The sequence below is a fragment of the Klebsiella sp. C239 genome (assembly GCF_048822715.1).
Taxonomy (GTDB): Bacteria; Pseudomonadota; Gammaproteobacteria; order Enterobacterales; family Enterobacteriaceae; genus Klebsiella; species Klebsiella quasipneumoniae.
On the sequence record NZ_JBMEZK010000005.1, the window covers coordinates 92,818 to 108,724 of the forward strand.

Annotated in this window: 14 protein-coding genes; 13 read left to right on the forward strand and 1 reads right to left on the reverse strand. The window is 58.6% G+C overall.

Going from position 1 to position 15,907, the window contains the following annotated elements:
• The first annotated feature begins 91 nt into the window (after window positions 1–91).
• The 13 genes from serC to ACOI6Z_RS14990 all read left to right on the forward strand — a co-directional run bounded on the left by serC (window position 92) and on the right by ACOI6Z_RS14990 (window position 15,086).
• Window positions 92–1,180: a 3-phosphoserine/phosphohydroxythreonine transaminase gene (serC, locus tag ACOI6Z_RS14930; protein ID WP_023289018.1), complete on the forward strand. Its 1,089-nt coding sequence runs from the start codon at window positions 92–94 to the stop codon at window positions 1,178–1,180.
• A 73-nt stretch (window positions 1,181–1,253) separates the two neighbouring features.
• A complete protein-coding gene (aroA, locus tag ACOI6Z_RS14935) occupies window positions 1,254–2,537 on the forward strand; it encodes a 3-phosphoshikimate 1-carboxyvinyltransferase (RefSeq protein ID WP_044521915.1) in 1,284 nt (427 codons plus the stop codon).
• Between the two features lie 147 nt (window positions 2,538–2,684).
• Complete coding sequence (locus tag ACOI6Z_RS14940; protein ID WP_044521916.1) at window positions 2,685–3,452, forward strand: M48 family metallopeptidase; 768 nt, start codon at window positions 2,685–2,687, stop codon at window positions 3,450–3,452.
• A gap of 171 nt (window positions 3,453–3,623) precedes the next feature.
• On the forward strand, window positions 3,624–4,307 hold the full coding sequence (gene cmk, locus ACOI6Z_RS14945; protein WP_023289021.1) for a (d)CMP kinase: 684 nt from the start codon (window positions 3,624–3,626) through the stop codon (window positions 4,305–4,307).
• A gap of 133 nt (window positions 4,308–4,440) precedes the next feature.
• Window positions 4,441–6,114: a 30S ribosomal protein S1 gene (gene rpsA / locus ACOI6Z_RS14950; protein WP_002898162.1), complete on the forward strand. Its 1,674-nt coding sequence runs from the start codon at window positions 4,441–4,443 to the stop codon at window positions 6,112–6,114.
• Between the two features lie 151 nt (window positions 6,115–6,265).
• The gene (gene ihfB, locus ACOI6Z_RS14955) at window positions 6,266–6,553 is read left to right on the forward strand and encodes an integration host factor subunit beta (protein ID WP_002898165.1); all 288 of its coding nucleotides are present in this window, start codon (window positions 6,266–6,268) and stop codon (window positions 6,551–6,553) included.
• Window positions 6,554–6,755: 202 nt separating this feature from the next.
• Window positions 6,756–9,020 (forward strand): ComEC family protein, encoded by a 2,265-nt coding sequence (locus ACOI6Z_RS14960; RefSeq protein WP_420687442.1) that lies wholly within the window; start codon window positions 6,756–6,758, stop codon window positions 9,018–9,020.
• 36 nt (window positions 9,021–9,056) lie between these two features.
• Window positions 9,057–10,805: a lipid A ABC transporter ATP-binding protein/permease MsbA gene (gene msbA / locus ACOI6Z_RS14965; RefSeq protein WP_004201387.1), complete on the forward strand. Its 1,749-nt coding sequence runs from the start codon at window positions 9,057–9,059 to the stop codon at window positions 10,803–10,805.
• Entirely contained in the window at window positions 10,802–11,782 is a 981-nt protein-coding gene (gene lpxK, locus ACOI6Z_RS14970) for a tetraacyldisaccharide 4'-kinase (protein WP_065812154.1), read from the forward strand. Before msbA ends, lpxK begins: the two co-directional genes overlap by 4 nt.
• A 54-nt stretch (window positions 11,783–11,836) precedes the next feature.
• Window positions 11,837–13,066, forward strand: coding sequence for a winged helix-turn-helix domain-containing protein (locus ACOI6Z_RS14975; protein ID WP_065812153.1), 1,230 nt, complete (start codon window positions 11,837–11,839; stop codon window positions 13,064–13,066).
• 63 nt (window positions 13,067–13,129) lie between these two features.
• Entirely contained in the window at window positions 13,130–13,312 is a 183-nt protein-coding gene (gene ycaR / locus ACOI6Z_RS14980; RefSeq protein ID WP_004201390.1) for a protein YcaR, read from the forward strand.
• Complete coding sequence (gene kdsB, locus ACOI6Z_RS14985) at window positions 13,309–14,055, forward strand: 3-deoxy-manno-octulosonate cytidylyltransferase (protein WP_023289025.1); 747 nt, start codon at window positions 13,309–13,311, stop codon at window positions 14,053–14,055. The genes ycaR and kdsB overlap by 4 nt, the downstream gene beginning before the upstream one ends.
• Before the next feature lie 137 nt (window positions 14,056–14,192).
• Entirely contained in the window at window positions 14,193–15,086 is an 894-nt protein-coding gene (locus tag ACOI6Z_RS14990) for a YcbJ family phosphotransferase (protein WP_004201393.1), read from the forward strand.
• Here ACOI6Z_RS14990 and elyC read toward each other — a convergent pair.
• Window positions 15,063–15,842: an envelope biogenesis factor ElyC gene (gene elyC, locus ACOI6Z_RS14995; RefSeq protein WP_065812152.1), complete on the reverse strand. Its 780-nt coding sequence runs from the start codon at window positions 15,840–15,842 to the stop codon at window positions 15,063–15,065. The two genes, ACOI6Z_RS14990 and elyC, sit on opposite strands and share 24 nt — an antisense overlap.
• Window positions 15,843–15,907 lie beyond the last annotated feature (65 nt).

Genomic DNA, 15,907 nt, shown 5'->3' on the forward strand with positions numbered 1-15,907 from the left:
TGTCACTGAATGATAAAACCGATAGCCACAGGAATAACTTATGCCCGCGGCGGTTCGTGGGCAAAACAACATAGCAACGTGGTGAGGGGAAATGGCTCAGGTCTATAACTTCAGTTCGGGCCCGGCAATGCTGCCGGCGGAAGTACTCAAACTGGCTCAGCAGGAACTGTGCGACTGGCACGGTCTGGGTACGTCGGTCATGGAAATCAGTCACCGTGGTAAGGAGTTCATCCAGGTGGCAGAAGAGGCAGAACAGGACTTCCGTTCTCTGCTGAATATCCCTTCCAACTATAAAGTGTTGTTCTGTCATGGCGGCGGTCGCGGCCAGTTCGCCGGGATCCCGCTGAACATCCTCGGCGATAAAAACGTCGCTGACTATGTGGACGCTGGCTACTGGGCCGCCAGCGCGGTCAAAGAGGCGAAGAAATACTGCACGCCTAACGTCATCGACGCGAAAATCACCGTCGACGGCAAGCGCGCGGTCAAGCCAATGAGCGAGTGGCAGCTGACGCCGGGCGCGGCGTATCTGCACTACTGCCCGAACGAAACCATTGACGGTATCGCGATTGACGATACGCCGAACTTCGGCGACGACGTCATCGTGACCGCCGATTTCTCCTCCACCATTTTGTCCCGCGAAATTGACGTCAACCGCTTCGGCGTGATCTATGCCGGCGCGCAGAAAAATATCGGCCCGGCAGGGTTGACGCTGGTCATCGTGCGTGAAGATCTGCTGGGTAAAGCCAGCGTGGCCTGCCCGTCAATCCTCGACTACACCGTGTTAAGCGAGAATGACTCGATGTTTAACACGCCGCCGACGTTTGCCTGGTATCTGGCCGGTCTGGTGTTTAAGTGGCTGAAACAGCAGGGCGGCGTTGCCGCGATGGACAAGATCAACCAGCAGAAAGCCGAACTGCTGTATGGCGTGATCGATAACAGCGGCTTCTATCGTAACGATGTGGCGCAAGCCAACCGCTCCCGTATGAACGTGCCGTTCCAGCTGGCGGACAGCGCGCTGGATAAACTGTTCCTTGAAGAGTCGTTTGCCGCCGGGCTGCACGCGCTCAAGGGCCACCGGGTGGTGGGCGGCATGCGTGCCTCCATCTACAACGCGATGCCGTTAGACGGCGTGAAGGCGTTAACCGATTTTATGCTGGACTTCGAACGCCGCCACGGTTAATCGCCCGTTCCTTTCTTCCTCCCCGCGGCCTGTCTGCGGGGTTTTTATTCTGTTTGTTTGAGAGTGAAGTTTGATGGATTCCCTGACGTTACAACCCATCGCACGCGTAGAGGGCACCGTGAACCTGCCAGGTTCGAAAAGCGTCTCCAACCGCGCGCTGCTGCTGGCCGCCCTGGCCCGCGGCACGACGGTGCTGACCAACCTGCTGGACAGCGACGATGTGCGCCATATGCTGAATGCCCTGAGTGCGCTGGGGGTTCAATACACCCTGTCTGCTGACCGTACCCGCTGTGAAGTGACCGGCAACGGCGGCCCGCTGCATGCCGCAGCGGCGCTGGAGCTGTTCCTCGGCAACGCCGGTACCGCGATGCGCCCGCTGGCGGCAGCCCTGTGCCTTGGCAGCAACGATATCGTGCTGACCGGTGAGCCGCGAATGAAAGAGCGCCCGATCGGCCATCTGGTGGATGCCCTGCGTCAGGGCGGCGCTCAGATCGACTATCTGGAGCAGGAAAATTATCCGCCGCTGCGCCTGCGCGGGGGATTCCAGGGGGGCAACGTTGAAGTTGACGGCAGCGTCTCCAGCCAGTTCCTGACCGCGCTGCTGATGACCGCGCCGCTGGCGCCGCAGGATACCGTGATCGCCATTAAGGGCGATCTGGTGTCAAAACCCTATATCGACATTACGCTGCACCTGATGAAAACCTTCGGGGTTGAGGTGGACAACCAGTCTTATCAGCGCTTTGTGGTGCGCGGCAAGCAACAGTATCAGTCGCCGGGGGATTACCTGGTGGAAGGGGATGCTTCATCGGCCTCGTATTTCCTTGCCGCTGGCGCCATTAAGGGCGGCACGGTGAAAGTCACCGGTATTGGCCGCGGCAGCGTACAGGGCGATATTCGTTTCGCCGACGTACTGGAAAAAATGGGCGCCACCGTCACCTGGGGCGACGATTTCATCGCCTGTACCCGGGGCGAGCTCAAGGCTATCGATATGGATATGAACCATATCCCGGACGCCGCGATGACCATCGCCACCGCCGCCCTGTTCGCGCAAGGGACCACCACGCTGCGCAATATCTACAACTGGCGGGTCAAGGAGACGGACCGTCTGTTCGCCATGGCGACCGAGTTGCGTAAAGTGGGCGCCGAGGTGGAAGAGGGTGAAGATTATATTCGCATCACCCCGCCGGCGACGCTGAAGTATGCTGAAATCGGCACCTATAACGACCACCGGATGGCGATGTGCTTCTCGCTGGTGGCGCTGTCTGATACGCCGGTGACCATCCTTGATCCGAAGTGTACGGCGAAAACCTTCCCCGACTATTTTGAGCAACTGGCGCGGATCAGTACGCCGGCCTGAATGACGCGAATTTAAGGTAACAACGCCGACCCTCAGGTCGGCGTTTTTTTATCTCTGCTTGTCGGACAGGAAACTAAATGCTAGCCTTGCTTGCTTGTAAATATAGGATTTATAAGCGTTTATTATGCTAATCAATGGATGATTGATATGAGAAATACAAAAGTAATGCTGGCTTTGGCCGTTTCCGCCACGTTGTTGGCAGGTTGTAAAAATATGCAGGGGATGGACACCAACGCCCTCGTCAATTCAGGAATGACGGCTTACAAAGCGGCGACGCTTTCTGACTCTGAAGTCAAAACGCTTTCCGACGATGCCTGTAAGCAAATGGATAGTGAAAATAAACTGGCTAGTGCATCAAGTAAGTACACCAAACGTCTGAATAAAATTGCCAAAGCGTTAGGAAATAATATCAACGGCACGCCGGTAACCTATAAGGTTTACATGACATCCGACGTCAACGCTTGGGCAATGGCCAACGGCTGCGTCCGCGTCTATAGCGGCCTGATGGACATGATGACCGATAATGAAGTTGAAGCGGTTCTGGGCCATGAGCTGGGTCACGTAGCGCTCGGACACTCGCGCAAAGCGATGCAAACCGCGTATGCGACTATTGCCGCACGCGATGCAATTTCAGCGACCAGCGAAGCGGCTGCAAGCTTGTCTAAATCTCAGTTGGGCGATATCGCTGAGGGAATGATCAACTCTGCGTTCTCCCGCTCGCAGGAGTCGGATGCTGATGATTTCTCTTACGATCTGCTGAAAAAACGCAACATCAGCACTCAGGGGCTGGTGGGCAGCTTCGACAAGCTGGCCAGCCTTGACGCCGGCCACAGTAAATCTCTGTTCGATTCACACCCGCCTTCAGCTGAACGCGCGCAGCATATCCGCGACCGTATCGCTGCAGATAAAAAGTAAAACTGCCTCATCTTCCGGGCTGATGCTCAATCAGCCCGCTATAATTGCTCAATTCTTCCGCATGAGATTTCCAGTTATCTGTAATTTAAAAGCAAGACTCACTTTCCGCCGAAGAGATGCGTATAATGCGCGGCGTTTAGATATTTATGCGCCTTGCTGAAGGAGAAAAAGATGACGGCAACAGTTCCGGTAATCACCATTGATGGGCCTGGCGGTGCGGGTAAAGGTACGTTGTGCAAGGCAATGGCGGAAGCGCTGGGCTGGCATCTGTTAGATTCAGGCGCGATCTACCGCGTTCTGGCGCTGGCGGCGCTGCATCATCATGTTGACGTGGAGTCCGAAGAGGCGCTGGTGCCCCTGGCTGCCCATCTTGACGTGCGCTTTATTTCTACTGACGGCAACCTGGAAGTGGTGCTGGAAGGGGAAGATGTCAGCGGCGAAATTCGCACCCAGGAGGTCGCGAACGCCGCCTCGAAAGTGGCGGCTTTCCCTCGCGTTCGCGAAGCGCTGCTGCGCCGCCAGCGCGCCTTTCGTGAGCTGCCGGGGCTGATTGCCGACGGGCGCGATATGGGCACGGTGGTTTTCCCGGACGCGCCGGTGAAAATTTTCCTCGATGCCTCGGCCGATGAGCGGGCGCATCGCCGCATGCGGCAGTTGCAGGAAAAGGGCTTTGATGTTAACTTTGAACGTCTTTTGTCCGAGATAAAAGAGCGTGACGATCGCGATAGAAATCGCGCCGTGGCGCCGCTTGTCCCGGCTGCCGATGCATTAGTTCTCGATTCAACCGAACTAAACATTGAGCAAGTGATTGAAAAAGCGCTACAATATGCGCGCGAAAAATTGGCCGTTGCGTAAGCCTTAACCGGTCACGCGTCGAAGCCTCCGAATTATAGCAGTACCCCGCGGCAAGGGATGGTCAGCGGGTATGTGAAACAACCCCATCCGGCACGGAGCCAGGTGGACGTTAATATTAACCTGAAGATTAAACATGACTGAATCTTTTGCTCAACTGTTTGAAGAATCCTTAAAAGAAATCGAAACCCGCCCGGGTTCCATCGTTCGTGGTGTTGTTGTTGCTATCGACAAAGACGTAGTACTGGTTGACGCCGGTCTGAAATCTGAGTCCGCCATCCCGGCTGAGCAGTTCAAAAACGCCCAGGGCGAGCTGGAAATCCAGGTTGGTGACGAAGTTGACGTTGCTCTGGATGCAGTAGAAGACGGCTTCGGTGAAACTCTGCTGTCCCGTGAGAAAGCTAAACGTCACGAAGCTTGGATCACGCTGGAAAAAGCTTACGAAGACGCTGAAACTGTTACCGGTGTTATCAACGGCAAAGTTAAAGGTGGCTTCACTGTTGAGCTGAACGGTATTCGTGCGTTCCTGCCGGGTTCCCTGGTAGACGTTCGTCCGGTGCGCGACACGCTGCACCTGGAAGGCAAAGAGCTTGAGTTCAAAGTCATCAAGCTGGACCAGAAGCGTAACAACGTTGTTGTTTCTCGTCGTGCCGTTATCGAATCCGAAAACAGCGCAGAGCGCGATCAGCTGCTGGAAAACCTGCAGGAAGGCATGGAAGTCAAAGGTATCGTTAAGAACCTCACTGACTACGGTGCATTCGTTGATCTGGGCGGCGTTGACGGCCTGCTGCACATCACCGATATGGCCTGGAAACGCGTTAAGCATCCGAGCGAAATCGTAAACGTTGGCGACGAAATCACTGTTAAAGTGCTGAAGTTCGACCGCGAGCGTACCCGTGTATCCCTGGGCCTGAAACAGCTGGGCGAAGATCCGTGGGTAGCTATCGCTAAACGTTATCCGGAAGGTACCAAACTGACCGGTCGCGTGACCAACCTGACCGACTACGGCTGCTTCGTTGAAATCGAAGAAGGCGTTGAAGGCCTGGTTCACGTTTCCGAAATGGATTGGACCAACAAAAACATCCACCCGTCCAAAGTTGTTAACGTTGGCGACGTAGTGGAAGTAATGGTTCTGGATATCGACGAAGAGCGTCGTCGTATCTCCCTGGGTCTGAAGCAGTGCAAATCTAACCCATGGCAGCAGTTCGCGGAAACCCACAACAAGGGCGACCGTGTTGAAGGTAAAATCAAGTCTATCACTGACTTCGGTATCTTCATCGGCCTGGACGGCGGCATCGACGGCCTGGTTCACCTGTCTGACATCTCCTGGAACGTTGCAGGCGAAGAAGCAGTTCGTGAATACAAAAAAGGCGACGAAATCGCAGCAGTTGTTCTGCAGGTTGACGCAGAGCGTGAGCGTATCTCCCTGGGCGTTAAACAGCTGGCGGAAGATCCGTTCAACAACTACGTTGCTCTGAACAAGAAAGGCGCTATCGTTGTTGGTAAAGTGACTGCAGTTGACGCTAAAGGCGCAACCGTAGAACTGGCTGACGGCGTAGAAGGTTACCTGCGTGCTTCTGAAGCATCCCGTGACCGCGTTGAAGACGCAACTCTGGTTCTGAGCGTTGGCGACGAAGTTGAAGCGAAATTCACTGGCGTGGATCGTAAGAACCGCGTAGTGAGCCTGTCTGTACGTGCGAAAGACGAAGCGGAAGAAAAAGACGCTATCGCTACCGTGAACAAGCAGGAAGACGCGAACTTCTCCAACAACGCCATGGCTGAAGCGTTCAAAGCAGCGAAAGGCGAGTAATCTTTGTCATTCAGGTAATAACAACCTGAATAGTGACGAGTTTACTTGACAGATTGCAGGATTCGTCCTGTAATCAAGCACAAAGGGCGGCTACGGCCGCCCTTGTTTAAGCTGTTAGCTAATTTTTGCCTTGAAGGAAACCGGAGGAATAATGACCAAGTCAGAATTGATTGAAAGACTTGCCAGCCAGCAATCTCACATTCCGGCGAAAGCGGTGGAAGATGCTGTTAAAGAAATGCTGGAACATATGGCCTCAACGCTTGCTCAAGGTGAGCGCATTGAAATCCGCGGTTTCGGCAGCTTCTCTCTGCACTATCGAGCACCTCGCACCGGACGTAACCCGAAAACTGGTGATAAAGTCGAACTGGAAGGTAAGTACGTTCCGCACTTTAAGCCCGGGAAAGAATTACGTGACCGCGCCAATATTTATGAAGGGTGAGTTGCACGACGTGCAACCTGCCTGACGATAAAAGCACCTTTGGGTGCTTTTTTTGTACCCGCCATTTGCGTTCCGCCTCGCAAAACAAAAGTGCCTGACTGCAAGCGTGACGATTGTCTGGAACGCTGCGCGCGCGCCTGAATACTGCCCCAGGACGCCAGCCTCGCTTTGCGTAACACTGCCCGCTCACAGGGAGGTGTTTATGCGTCTACCATGGCTTGCCGGATGCGCCATCATCGCAATACTGCCGCTACTCTGGCTACCCGCGTTGCCGGGGCCGGGCATTCTGGCGGTCGCCGGCGTACTGGCGATGTTGCTGACCCGTCTGCGCGGGACGGTCGTCGCCGTTGTGGCGGTGACGCTTCTGCTGATGGTCTGGGGAGTTTTAAGCGCGTATCAGGCGCTGTGGCCAACGCAGCACCTCACCGGCGCCGTCCGTCAGGCGGAAGTGATCCTTCACGAGACGGATGGTCAGACCCTGCACCGCGGGCAGATTGTGCGCCTGGCGGGTCGCTTCCTGTTCCCTCCGGTTGGCGTGACTTTATACGGGGAACTTGCACCTGCGCCCGTCTGCGAGGGGCAGCGCTGGATGATGACGCTGCGCCTGCGGCCGGTGCATGGACAGCTCAATGACGGGGGCTTCGACAGCCAGCGCTATGCGCTGGCTCAGCATCGGCCGCTGAGCGGGGGGATCGTCACCGCTTCCGCGCTGGATACCCGCTGCAGTCTGCGTGCCCGCTACCTGGCGTCGCTGACCCGGCGATTGCAGACTTATCCCTGGCATCCGGTGATGCTGGGGCTGGGAATGGGGGAGCGGCTGGCGCTGCCGGCGGAGATAAAGGTCCTGATGCAGAACACAGGCACCTCCCATCTGATGGCTATCTCCGGTTTGCATATTGCCCTCGCGGCTTCCCTGATCGTGCTCCTGCTGCGCGGATTACAGTCACTTTTACCGGGGCGCTGGATCGGCTGGCGGCTACCGCTGCTGGCCGGACTGGCGGGCGCCGTCGGCTATGCCTGGCTGACCGGTATGCAGCCGCCGGCCCTGCGCACTTGCGTAGGGCTTGCGGTCTGCTGTGCTTTACGTTTGTCGGGTCAACGCTGGACGGCGTGGCAGGTGTGGCTCTGCTGTCTGGGGGCGATACTGGTTGCCGATCCGTTAGCGGTGTTGTCGCAAAGCCTGTGGCTATCCGCCTTCGCCGTGGCGGGGCTGATCTTCTGGTACCAGTGGTTACCGCTGCCTGACAGCCGTTGGCGCTGGCCGTGGAAAGCCCTGTTCGCCCTCGCGCATTTGCAGGCTGGCGTGACGCTGCTGCTGATGCCGCTGCAACTGCTGCTCTTCCACGGTATAAGCCTGACATCGATGGCCGCCAATTTGCTGGCGGTACCGTTAGTGACCCTGCTGGCGGTGCCGCTCATTCTCGCCGGAATGCTGCTGCATCTCACTGGACCGGAGATGGTGGCGTCGCTGATCTGGCTGGCGGCCGATCGCGTGCTGGCGGTGTTGTTCTGGGGGTTACGACGTTTACCGGACGGCTGGCTGACGTTGGATGCCCGCTGGCTCTGGATCAGTAGCCTGCCGTGGCTGCTGGTGATGGGCTGGCGTTTTCAGAGCTGGCGACATTCGCCGGCGCTGTGTCTGAGCGTGCTGTTTTTGCTGACGCGGCCATTCAGCCGGCAACCGCCCGCGGACCAATGGCAGGTGACGATGCTGGATGTCGGGCAGGGGCTGGCGATGGTGATCGAGCGTTACGGCAAGGCGTTATTGTACGATACCGGGCCGGCATGGCCGCAGGGCGATAGCGGTCGACAGGTGATTATCCCGTGGCTGCGCTGGCACCATCTGCAGCTGCAGGGGATTATGCTGAGCCACGAGCATCTTGACCATCGCGGCGGCCTCGAATCGGTGCTGCAGGCATGGCCGCAGGCGTGGGTGCGCAGCCCGCCAGGCTGGTCGGGTCATCTGCCGTGCCATCGCGGCGAGCGCTGGCAGTGGCAGGGACTCACTTTCCAGGCGCTGTGGCCGCTGCCGGGCAGCACGGCAAAGGGAAACAATCACTCCTGCGTGGTGCGGATCGATGACGGTCGCTCCAGCATCCTGCTGACCGGCGATATAGAACGTCAGGCGGAGCAGGCGATGATCAGCCGCTACTGGCAGCATCTGGCGTCTACACTTATTCAGGTTCCCCATCACGGCAGCAACACCTCCTCCAGCGAACTGCTGATCCGGCGGGTGGATGGCGCGGCCGCGCTGGTTTCCGCTTCGCGCTACAATGCGTGGCGGATGCCCTCGCACAAGGTCGTTCAGCGTTATCGCCAGCGGGGGTATCGCTGGTTCGCCACGCCGCAGCATGGGCAGATAACGGTGGTTTTTTCTGCAGAAGGGTGGCAAATCCATAGCTTACGGGATCAAGTTTTACCACGTTGGTATCATCAGTGGTTTGGCGCGCCCGCCGATAACGGGTAGAATATGCGGCTATTTCAACACAAGCTGGTTTATTGAATGCAGAACGATAAAGATCTCTCCACGTGGCAGACCTTCCGCCGACTTTGGCCGATTATTGCACCGTTTAAAGCCGGGCTAATCGTAGCGGCGGTGGCGTTAGTGCTTAACGCGGGCAGTGACACCTTCATGTTATCGCTTCTTAAACCGTTATTGGATGATGGTTTTGGTAAAACGGATCGCTCAGTGCTGCTATGGATGCCGCTGGTGGTTATCGGGCTGATGGTGCTGCGTGGGATCACCAGCTACATCTCGAGCTATTGTATCTCCTGGGTTTCCGGCAAAGTGGTGATGACCATGCGTCGTCGCCTGTTCGGCCACATGATGGGTATGCCGGTGGCATTCTTTGACAAGCAGTCTACCGGGACGCTGCTGTCACGTATCACCTATGATTCCGAGCAGGTCGCTTCCTCTTCTTCCAGCGCGCTGATCACCGTGGTCCGCGAAGGGGCATCGATTATCGGCCTGTTCGTGATGATGTTCTATTACAGCTGGCAGCTGTCGCTGATCCTGATCGTACTGGCGCCTATCGTGTCGGTAGCAATCCGCGTGGTCTCCAAGCGTTTTCGCAATATCAGTAAGAATATGCAGAACACGATGGGGCAGGTCACCACCAGCGCCGAGCAGATGCTGAAAGGGCACAAAGAGGTGCTGATGTTTGGCGGCCAGGAAGTGGAAACTAAACGTTTTGATAAGGTCAGCAATAAAATGCGCCTGCAGGGGATGAAGATGGTTTCCGCCTCGTCTATCTCCGACCCGATCATTCAGCTTATCGCCTCCCTGGCGCTGGCCTTTGTCCTGTATGCCGCCAGCTTCCCGAGCGTGATGGACACCCTGACCGCCGGGACCATTACCGTGGTCTTCTCCTCCATGATTGCGCTGATGCGTCCGCTGAAGTCGCTGACCAACGTCAATGCCCAGTTCCAGCGCGGGATGGCGGCATGCCAGACGCTGTTTGCGATCCTCGATTCCGAGCAGGAAAAAGACGAAGGTACGCGCGTCATTGAGCGGGCGAAAGGCAATCTCAAGTTCGAGAACGTCACCTTTACCTATCCGGGTCGCGAAGTGGCCGCGCTGCGCAATATCAATCTCGATATCCCGGAAGGGAAAACCGTGGCGTTGGTGGGACGCTCCGGGTCGGGTAAATCGACCATCGCCAGCCTGATCACACGCTTCTACGATGTCGACGACGGGCAGATCCTGCTGGATGGCCACGACCTGCGCGAGTACAAGCTGAGCTCGCTGCGCGACCAGGTCGCGCTGGTTTCACAGAACGTGCACCTGTTCAATGATACCGTCGCTAATAACATCGCCTATGCCCGTACCGAAGAGTACAGCCGCGAGCAAATTGAAGAGGCTGCGCGGATGGCCTACGCCATGGACTTCATCAACAAGATGGACAATGGCCTGGATACCATCATCGGCGAAAATGGCGTGATGCTGTCCGGCGGCCAGCGCCAGCGTATTGCTATCGCCCGTGCGCTACTGCGTAACAGCCCGATCCTGATCCTCGATGAAGCCACCTCGGCGCTGGATACCGAGTCCGAGCGTGCGATTCAGGCGGCGCTGGATGAGCTGCAGAAAAACCGCACCTCGCTGGTTATCGCCCACCGTCTGTCAACCATTGAGCAGGCTGATGAGATCGTGGTGGTTGAAGACGGGCGGATCGTGGAGCGCGGAACGCACCACGACCTGCTGGAGCATAAAGGCGTATACGCCCAGCTGCATAAGATGCAATTCGGCGAATGATCGCGCGCATCTGGTCCGGTGAATCGCCGCTGTGGCGCCTGCTGCTGCCGCTCTCCTGGCTGTATGGCCTGGTGAGCGCGGTGATTCGCCTCAGTTATCAGCTGGGGTGGAAAAAAGCCTGGCGCGCGCCGGTGCCGGTGGTGGTGGTCGGTAACCTGACCGCCGGCGGCAATGGTAAAACGCCGGTGGTGATCTGGCTGGTGGAGCAGCTGCAACAGCGCGGCATTCGCGTTGGGGTGGTCTCCCGCGGCTACGGCGGTAAAGCCGAACGCTACCCGCTGGTGTTAACTGACCGGACCAGTACGGCGCAGGCAGGCGATGAACCGGTGCTCATCCATCAGCGCACCGGCGCGCCGGTGGCTGTCTCCCCACTGCGCAGCGACGCGGTGAAATCGCTGCTCAGCGCGCACGATCTGCAGATTATCGTGACCGACGATGGTTTGCAGCACTATAAGCTGGCGCGGGACCGGGAAATTGTCGTCATCGACGGCGTGCGCCGCTTTGGCAACGGCTGGTGGCTGCCTGCCGGGCCGATGCGTGAGCGGGCGTCGCGCTTGCAAAGCGTTGATGCGGTTATCGTCAACGGCGGCGTGGCGCGTCCGGGAGAGATCCCGATGCAGCTGCGTCCCGGGATGGCGGTCAACCTGCTCACCGGTGAACGTCGCGATGTCTCTACCTTCACTAACGTGGTGGCAATGGCCGGCATCGGCCATCCGCCGCGCTTTTTCGCCACCCTCGAAAGCAGTGGCGTCCAACCGGTCAAAACCGTGGCTCTGGCGGACCATCAGGCGCTGAGCCAGGCCGATGTCGCCGCCCTGGTAACCGCCGGGCAGACGCTGCTGATGACCGAAAAAGACGCCGTGAAATGTCGCGATTTCGCCGCTGCGAACTGGTGGTATTTACCGGTCGACGCCATAATGGCCGATGAACGCGCACAGCGGTTGCTTGCGGACTTAGCGACGTTGGCGCAACGTTAACCGACGCGCCGGCTTTGCTCGCCGCTGTGCTGGAAATCCTGACGGAGAACCTGCATGTCGGTATTGCAACTATCGCTTAATGAGGCGCGCCACCTCCATCTCGCGGCGCAGGGGTTATTAAAAAAGCCCCGGCGTCGCGCTCGCCCAAATGACATCCTTTCCACCGTCCAGCAGATGTCGCTGCTGCAAATCGATACCATCAACGTGGTGGCCCGCAGCCCCTACCTGGTGCTGTTCAGCCGTCTCGGCAGCTATCCGCAGCACTGGCTGGATGAGTCGCTGCGCAACGGCGAGCTGATGGAATACTGGGCGCATGAAGCCTGTTTTCTGCCGCGCAGCGATTTCGCCCTTGTGCGCCACCGGATGTTGAACCCCGACAAGATGGGCTGGAAATATCATCGCGCGTGGATGGAGGAGCATGCCGGCAGTATTGCAGAGCTGGTGGCGTATATCGGCCAAAACGGGCCGGTTCGCTCGGCGGATTTTGCCCACCCTCGCAAAGGCGCCAGCGGCTGGTGGGAGTGGAAACCGCATAAGCGCCACCTGGAAGGGCTGTTTACCGCCGGGGAAGTGATGGTGGTGGAGCGGCGCAACTTTCACCGCGTGTATGATTTAACCCGGCGGGTGATGCCGCACTGGGACGACGAGCGCGATGCGCTGTCCCGCGACGCCGCAGAGGCCATCATGCTGCGCAACAGCGCCCGCAGCCTCGGCATCTTTCGTCCCCAGTGGCTGGCGGATTACTATCGTTTACGTCAGCCGGCGCTACCGGGTCTGCTGGCGGCCTGGCAGGAAGAGGGTCTGGTGACCCCGGCCAACGTGGAAGCGCTTGGCGAGATGTGGCTGCATCGCGATGCGCTGGCGCAGCTGGAGTCCGCGCCCGGCGGTAAACTTACCGCCAGCCATAGCGCCGTGCTCTCGCCCTTCGACCCGGTGGTCTGGGATCGGAAACGCGCTGAGCAGCTGTTCAACTTCAGCTATCGCCTGGAGTGCTATACCCCTGCGCCGAAGCGTCAGTATGGCTACTTCGTACAGCCTCTGCTGCACCGGGGAAAACTGGTCGGGCGGATGGACAGTAAAATACATCGCAAAAGCCGGGAACTGGAGATCTTCGCCCTGTGGCTGGAGGATGGGGTGAAGATCACCCGTGGTCTGGAGCAGGGGCTGCGCCGGGCGATCAACGATTTCGCACGCTGGCAATCGGCAGAGCGGATCCTGTGCCGACGCCTGCCGGAAGGGCTGTTTGTCGGCCAGACGCAGGGGTGGGAAATCGATGCCGATTGATCCCGGCGCCGACCTTCCTGTGTTATGCTGCTGAGAAATCTATCCGGTCCATCAGGAGGAAACATGGATCACCGTTTACTTGAAATCATCGCCTGCCCGGTCTGTAACGGTAAGCTGTATTACAGTCAGGATAAGCAAGAACTTATTTGCAAACTTGATAGTCTGGCGTTTCCGCTCCGCGACGGCATCCCTGTGCTGCTGGAGACAGAAGCGCGTCCGCTGGCGGTAGAAGAGAGTCACTCATGAGTTTCGTGGTCATTATTCCTGCGCGTTTCGCCTCCACGCGCCTGCCGGGAAAACCACTGCAGGACATTAACGGCAAGCCGATGATTGTCCATGTGCTGGAGCGCGCCCGCGAATCCGGCGCGGAACGCATTATTGTCGCCACCGATCACGAAGATGTCGCCCGGGCGGTTGAAGCCGCCGGCGGCGAGGTCTGCATGACCCGCGCCGACCATCAGTCCGGCACCGAACGGCTGGCGGAGGTGGTGGAGAAGTGCGCGTTCAGCGATGACACCATCATCGTCAATATCCAGGGCGATGAGCCGATGATCCCCCCGGCTATCGTCCGCCAGGTGGCGGAGAATCTGGCTGCCAGCACCAGCGGAATGGCGACGCTGGCGGTACCGATCCACGATGCGGAAGAGGCGTTTAATCCAAATGCGGTCAAAGTAGTGATGGATGCGCAGGGCTATGCGCTCTATTTCTCCCGCGCCACCATTCCCTGGGATCGCGATCGCTTTGCCCACTCCCGCGACGCCATTGGTGATTCTCTGCTGCGCCACATCGGCATCTATGGCTATCGCGCCGGCTTTATTCGCCGCTACGTCAGCTGGGCGCCAAGCCCGCTGGAGCAGATTGAAATGCTCGAGCAGCTGCGGGTGCTGTGGTATGGCGAGAAGATCCACGTCGCCGTGGCGGCCGAAGTGCCCGGCACCGGCGTCGATACCCCTGAAGATTTGGCGCGCGTCCGCGCTGAACTGCGCTAGTCCTCTGTCCCCTCCTTGCAGGAGGGGATATCCCCACCAGTTTTATGCTTTTTTTGCCCATTTTTGATCTTATCCGATGACAACCCAGGTGCGGGCGCTCATTATGAAATCAGTAGTGATCATAGGGGTAATCGACAATGGAACAGTTGCGAACCGAACTCAGTCACCTGCTTGGCGAAAAGCTGAGCCGGGTGGAGTGTGTCAGTGAAAAAGCCGCTACGGCGCTGTGGTCCCTGTATGACGCGCAGGGAAATCCGATGCCGCTGCTGGCGCGAAGTTTCACCACGCCCGGGGTGGCGCGGCAGCTGGCCTGGAAGATCTCCACTCTGGCGCGCAGCGGTACGGTGCGCATGCCGGTGGTCTACGGCGTGATGACGCATGAAGAGCATCCCGGGCCGGACGTGCTGCTGCTTGAGCGCCTGCGCGGCGTCCCGGTGGAGGCGCCCACCCGCACCCCGGCGCGCTGGGAGCAGCTGCAGGAGCAGATCGTCGAGGCGCTGCTGGCCTGGCATCGTCAGGACAGCGGCGGCTGCGTGGGGATGGTCGATAATACCCAGGACAATCTGTGGCCGAACTGGTACCGGCAGCGGGTGGCGATGTTGTGGAGCACCCTGAACCTGTATCAGGACACCGGCCTGACCATGCAGGATAAGCGGGTTTTGTTCCGCTCTCGCGAGTGTCTGCCTGAGCTGTTCCGCGATTTCAATGATAATGCCGTGCTGGTGCACGGCAATTTCACCCTGCGCAGCATGCTGAAAGATCCGCGCAGCGACCAGCTGCTGGCGATGGTCGGCCCGGGGATGATGCTGTGGGCGCCGCGGGAGTACGAACTGTTCCGTCTCGCGGAGGGGGGCCAGGCCGAGCAGCTGCTATGGCGCTACCTGCAGCAGGCGCCGGTTTCCGAGGCCTTTGTCTGGCGGCGCTGGCTTTATCTGCTGTGGGATGAGGTGGATAGTCTGGTCAATACCGGGCGCTTTGACCGCGCCCGTTTCGACCTCGCCGCAAAATCACTCCTGCCCTGGCTCGCCTGAGCTGCCTTTCAGCCATTGCCAAACGCGACCGAGCGTTTCATAGCCGACCCGGTCGCTGTGCATCAGCCACACCGGAGAAGGAATGACCCGCTCCCACGGATTGAGCGGTGACGTGATCGCCATCTGATTAGCCGGTGCGGGCAGCGGGTCCAGACCGGCATGGCGAAAGAAGAGCATCGCCCGCGGAAGGTGTGACGCCGAGGTGACCAGCAGGAAGGGGGCGTCGCCGATGGCGCCCTTCACCGCCAGCGCTTCCTCTTCCGTATCTTTCGGCTTATCGAGCACGATGATATCGCTGCGCGGTACGCCGAGGCTCTCCGCCACTCTCGCCCCGGCCTCCGCCGTGCTGACGGGGTTGGTTTTTGCCGCCGCGCCGGTAAAGATCATTTTCGATCCCGGATTCTCCTGCCACAGGCGAATGCCCTCCGTCAGGCGCGGCAGGCTGTTGCTGATAAGGTTAGAGCTTGGCGCCCACTCCGGGTTCCAGGTATAGCCGCCGCCCAGCACCACCACGTAGCTCACCGGCTGCTCGCCGCGCCAGGTGGGATAGCGATCTTCTATCGGTTTAAGCAGGCTGTCTGCCACGGGCTGCAGGCTCAGCAGCGCCAGCAGCAGCCAGCCGAGGCTCACGCATAGCTTCCCGGTACGTTGAAAGCGGCTGAACCATAACAGGACGATCCCGATACCGATCAGCAACAGCAGGGCAGGAAGCGGCAGCAGCAGACCGCCGACGATCTTTTTTAGCGTGAAAAGCATGCCAGATGGTTCCTTTTTTAACCATATAACCAAAGTTATGTTCGGATCTTATAACAGATCGCTTC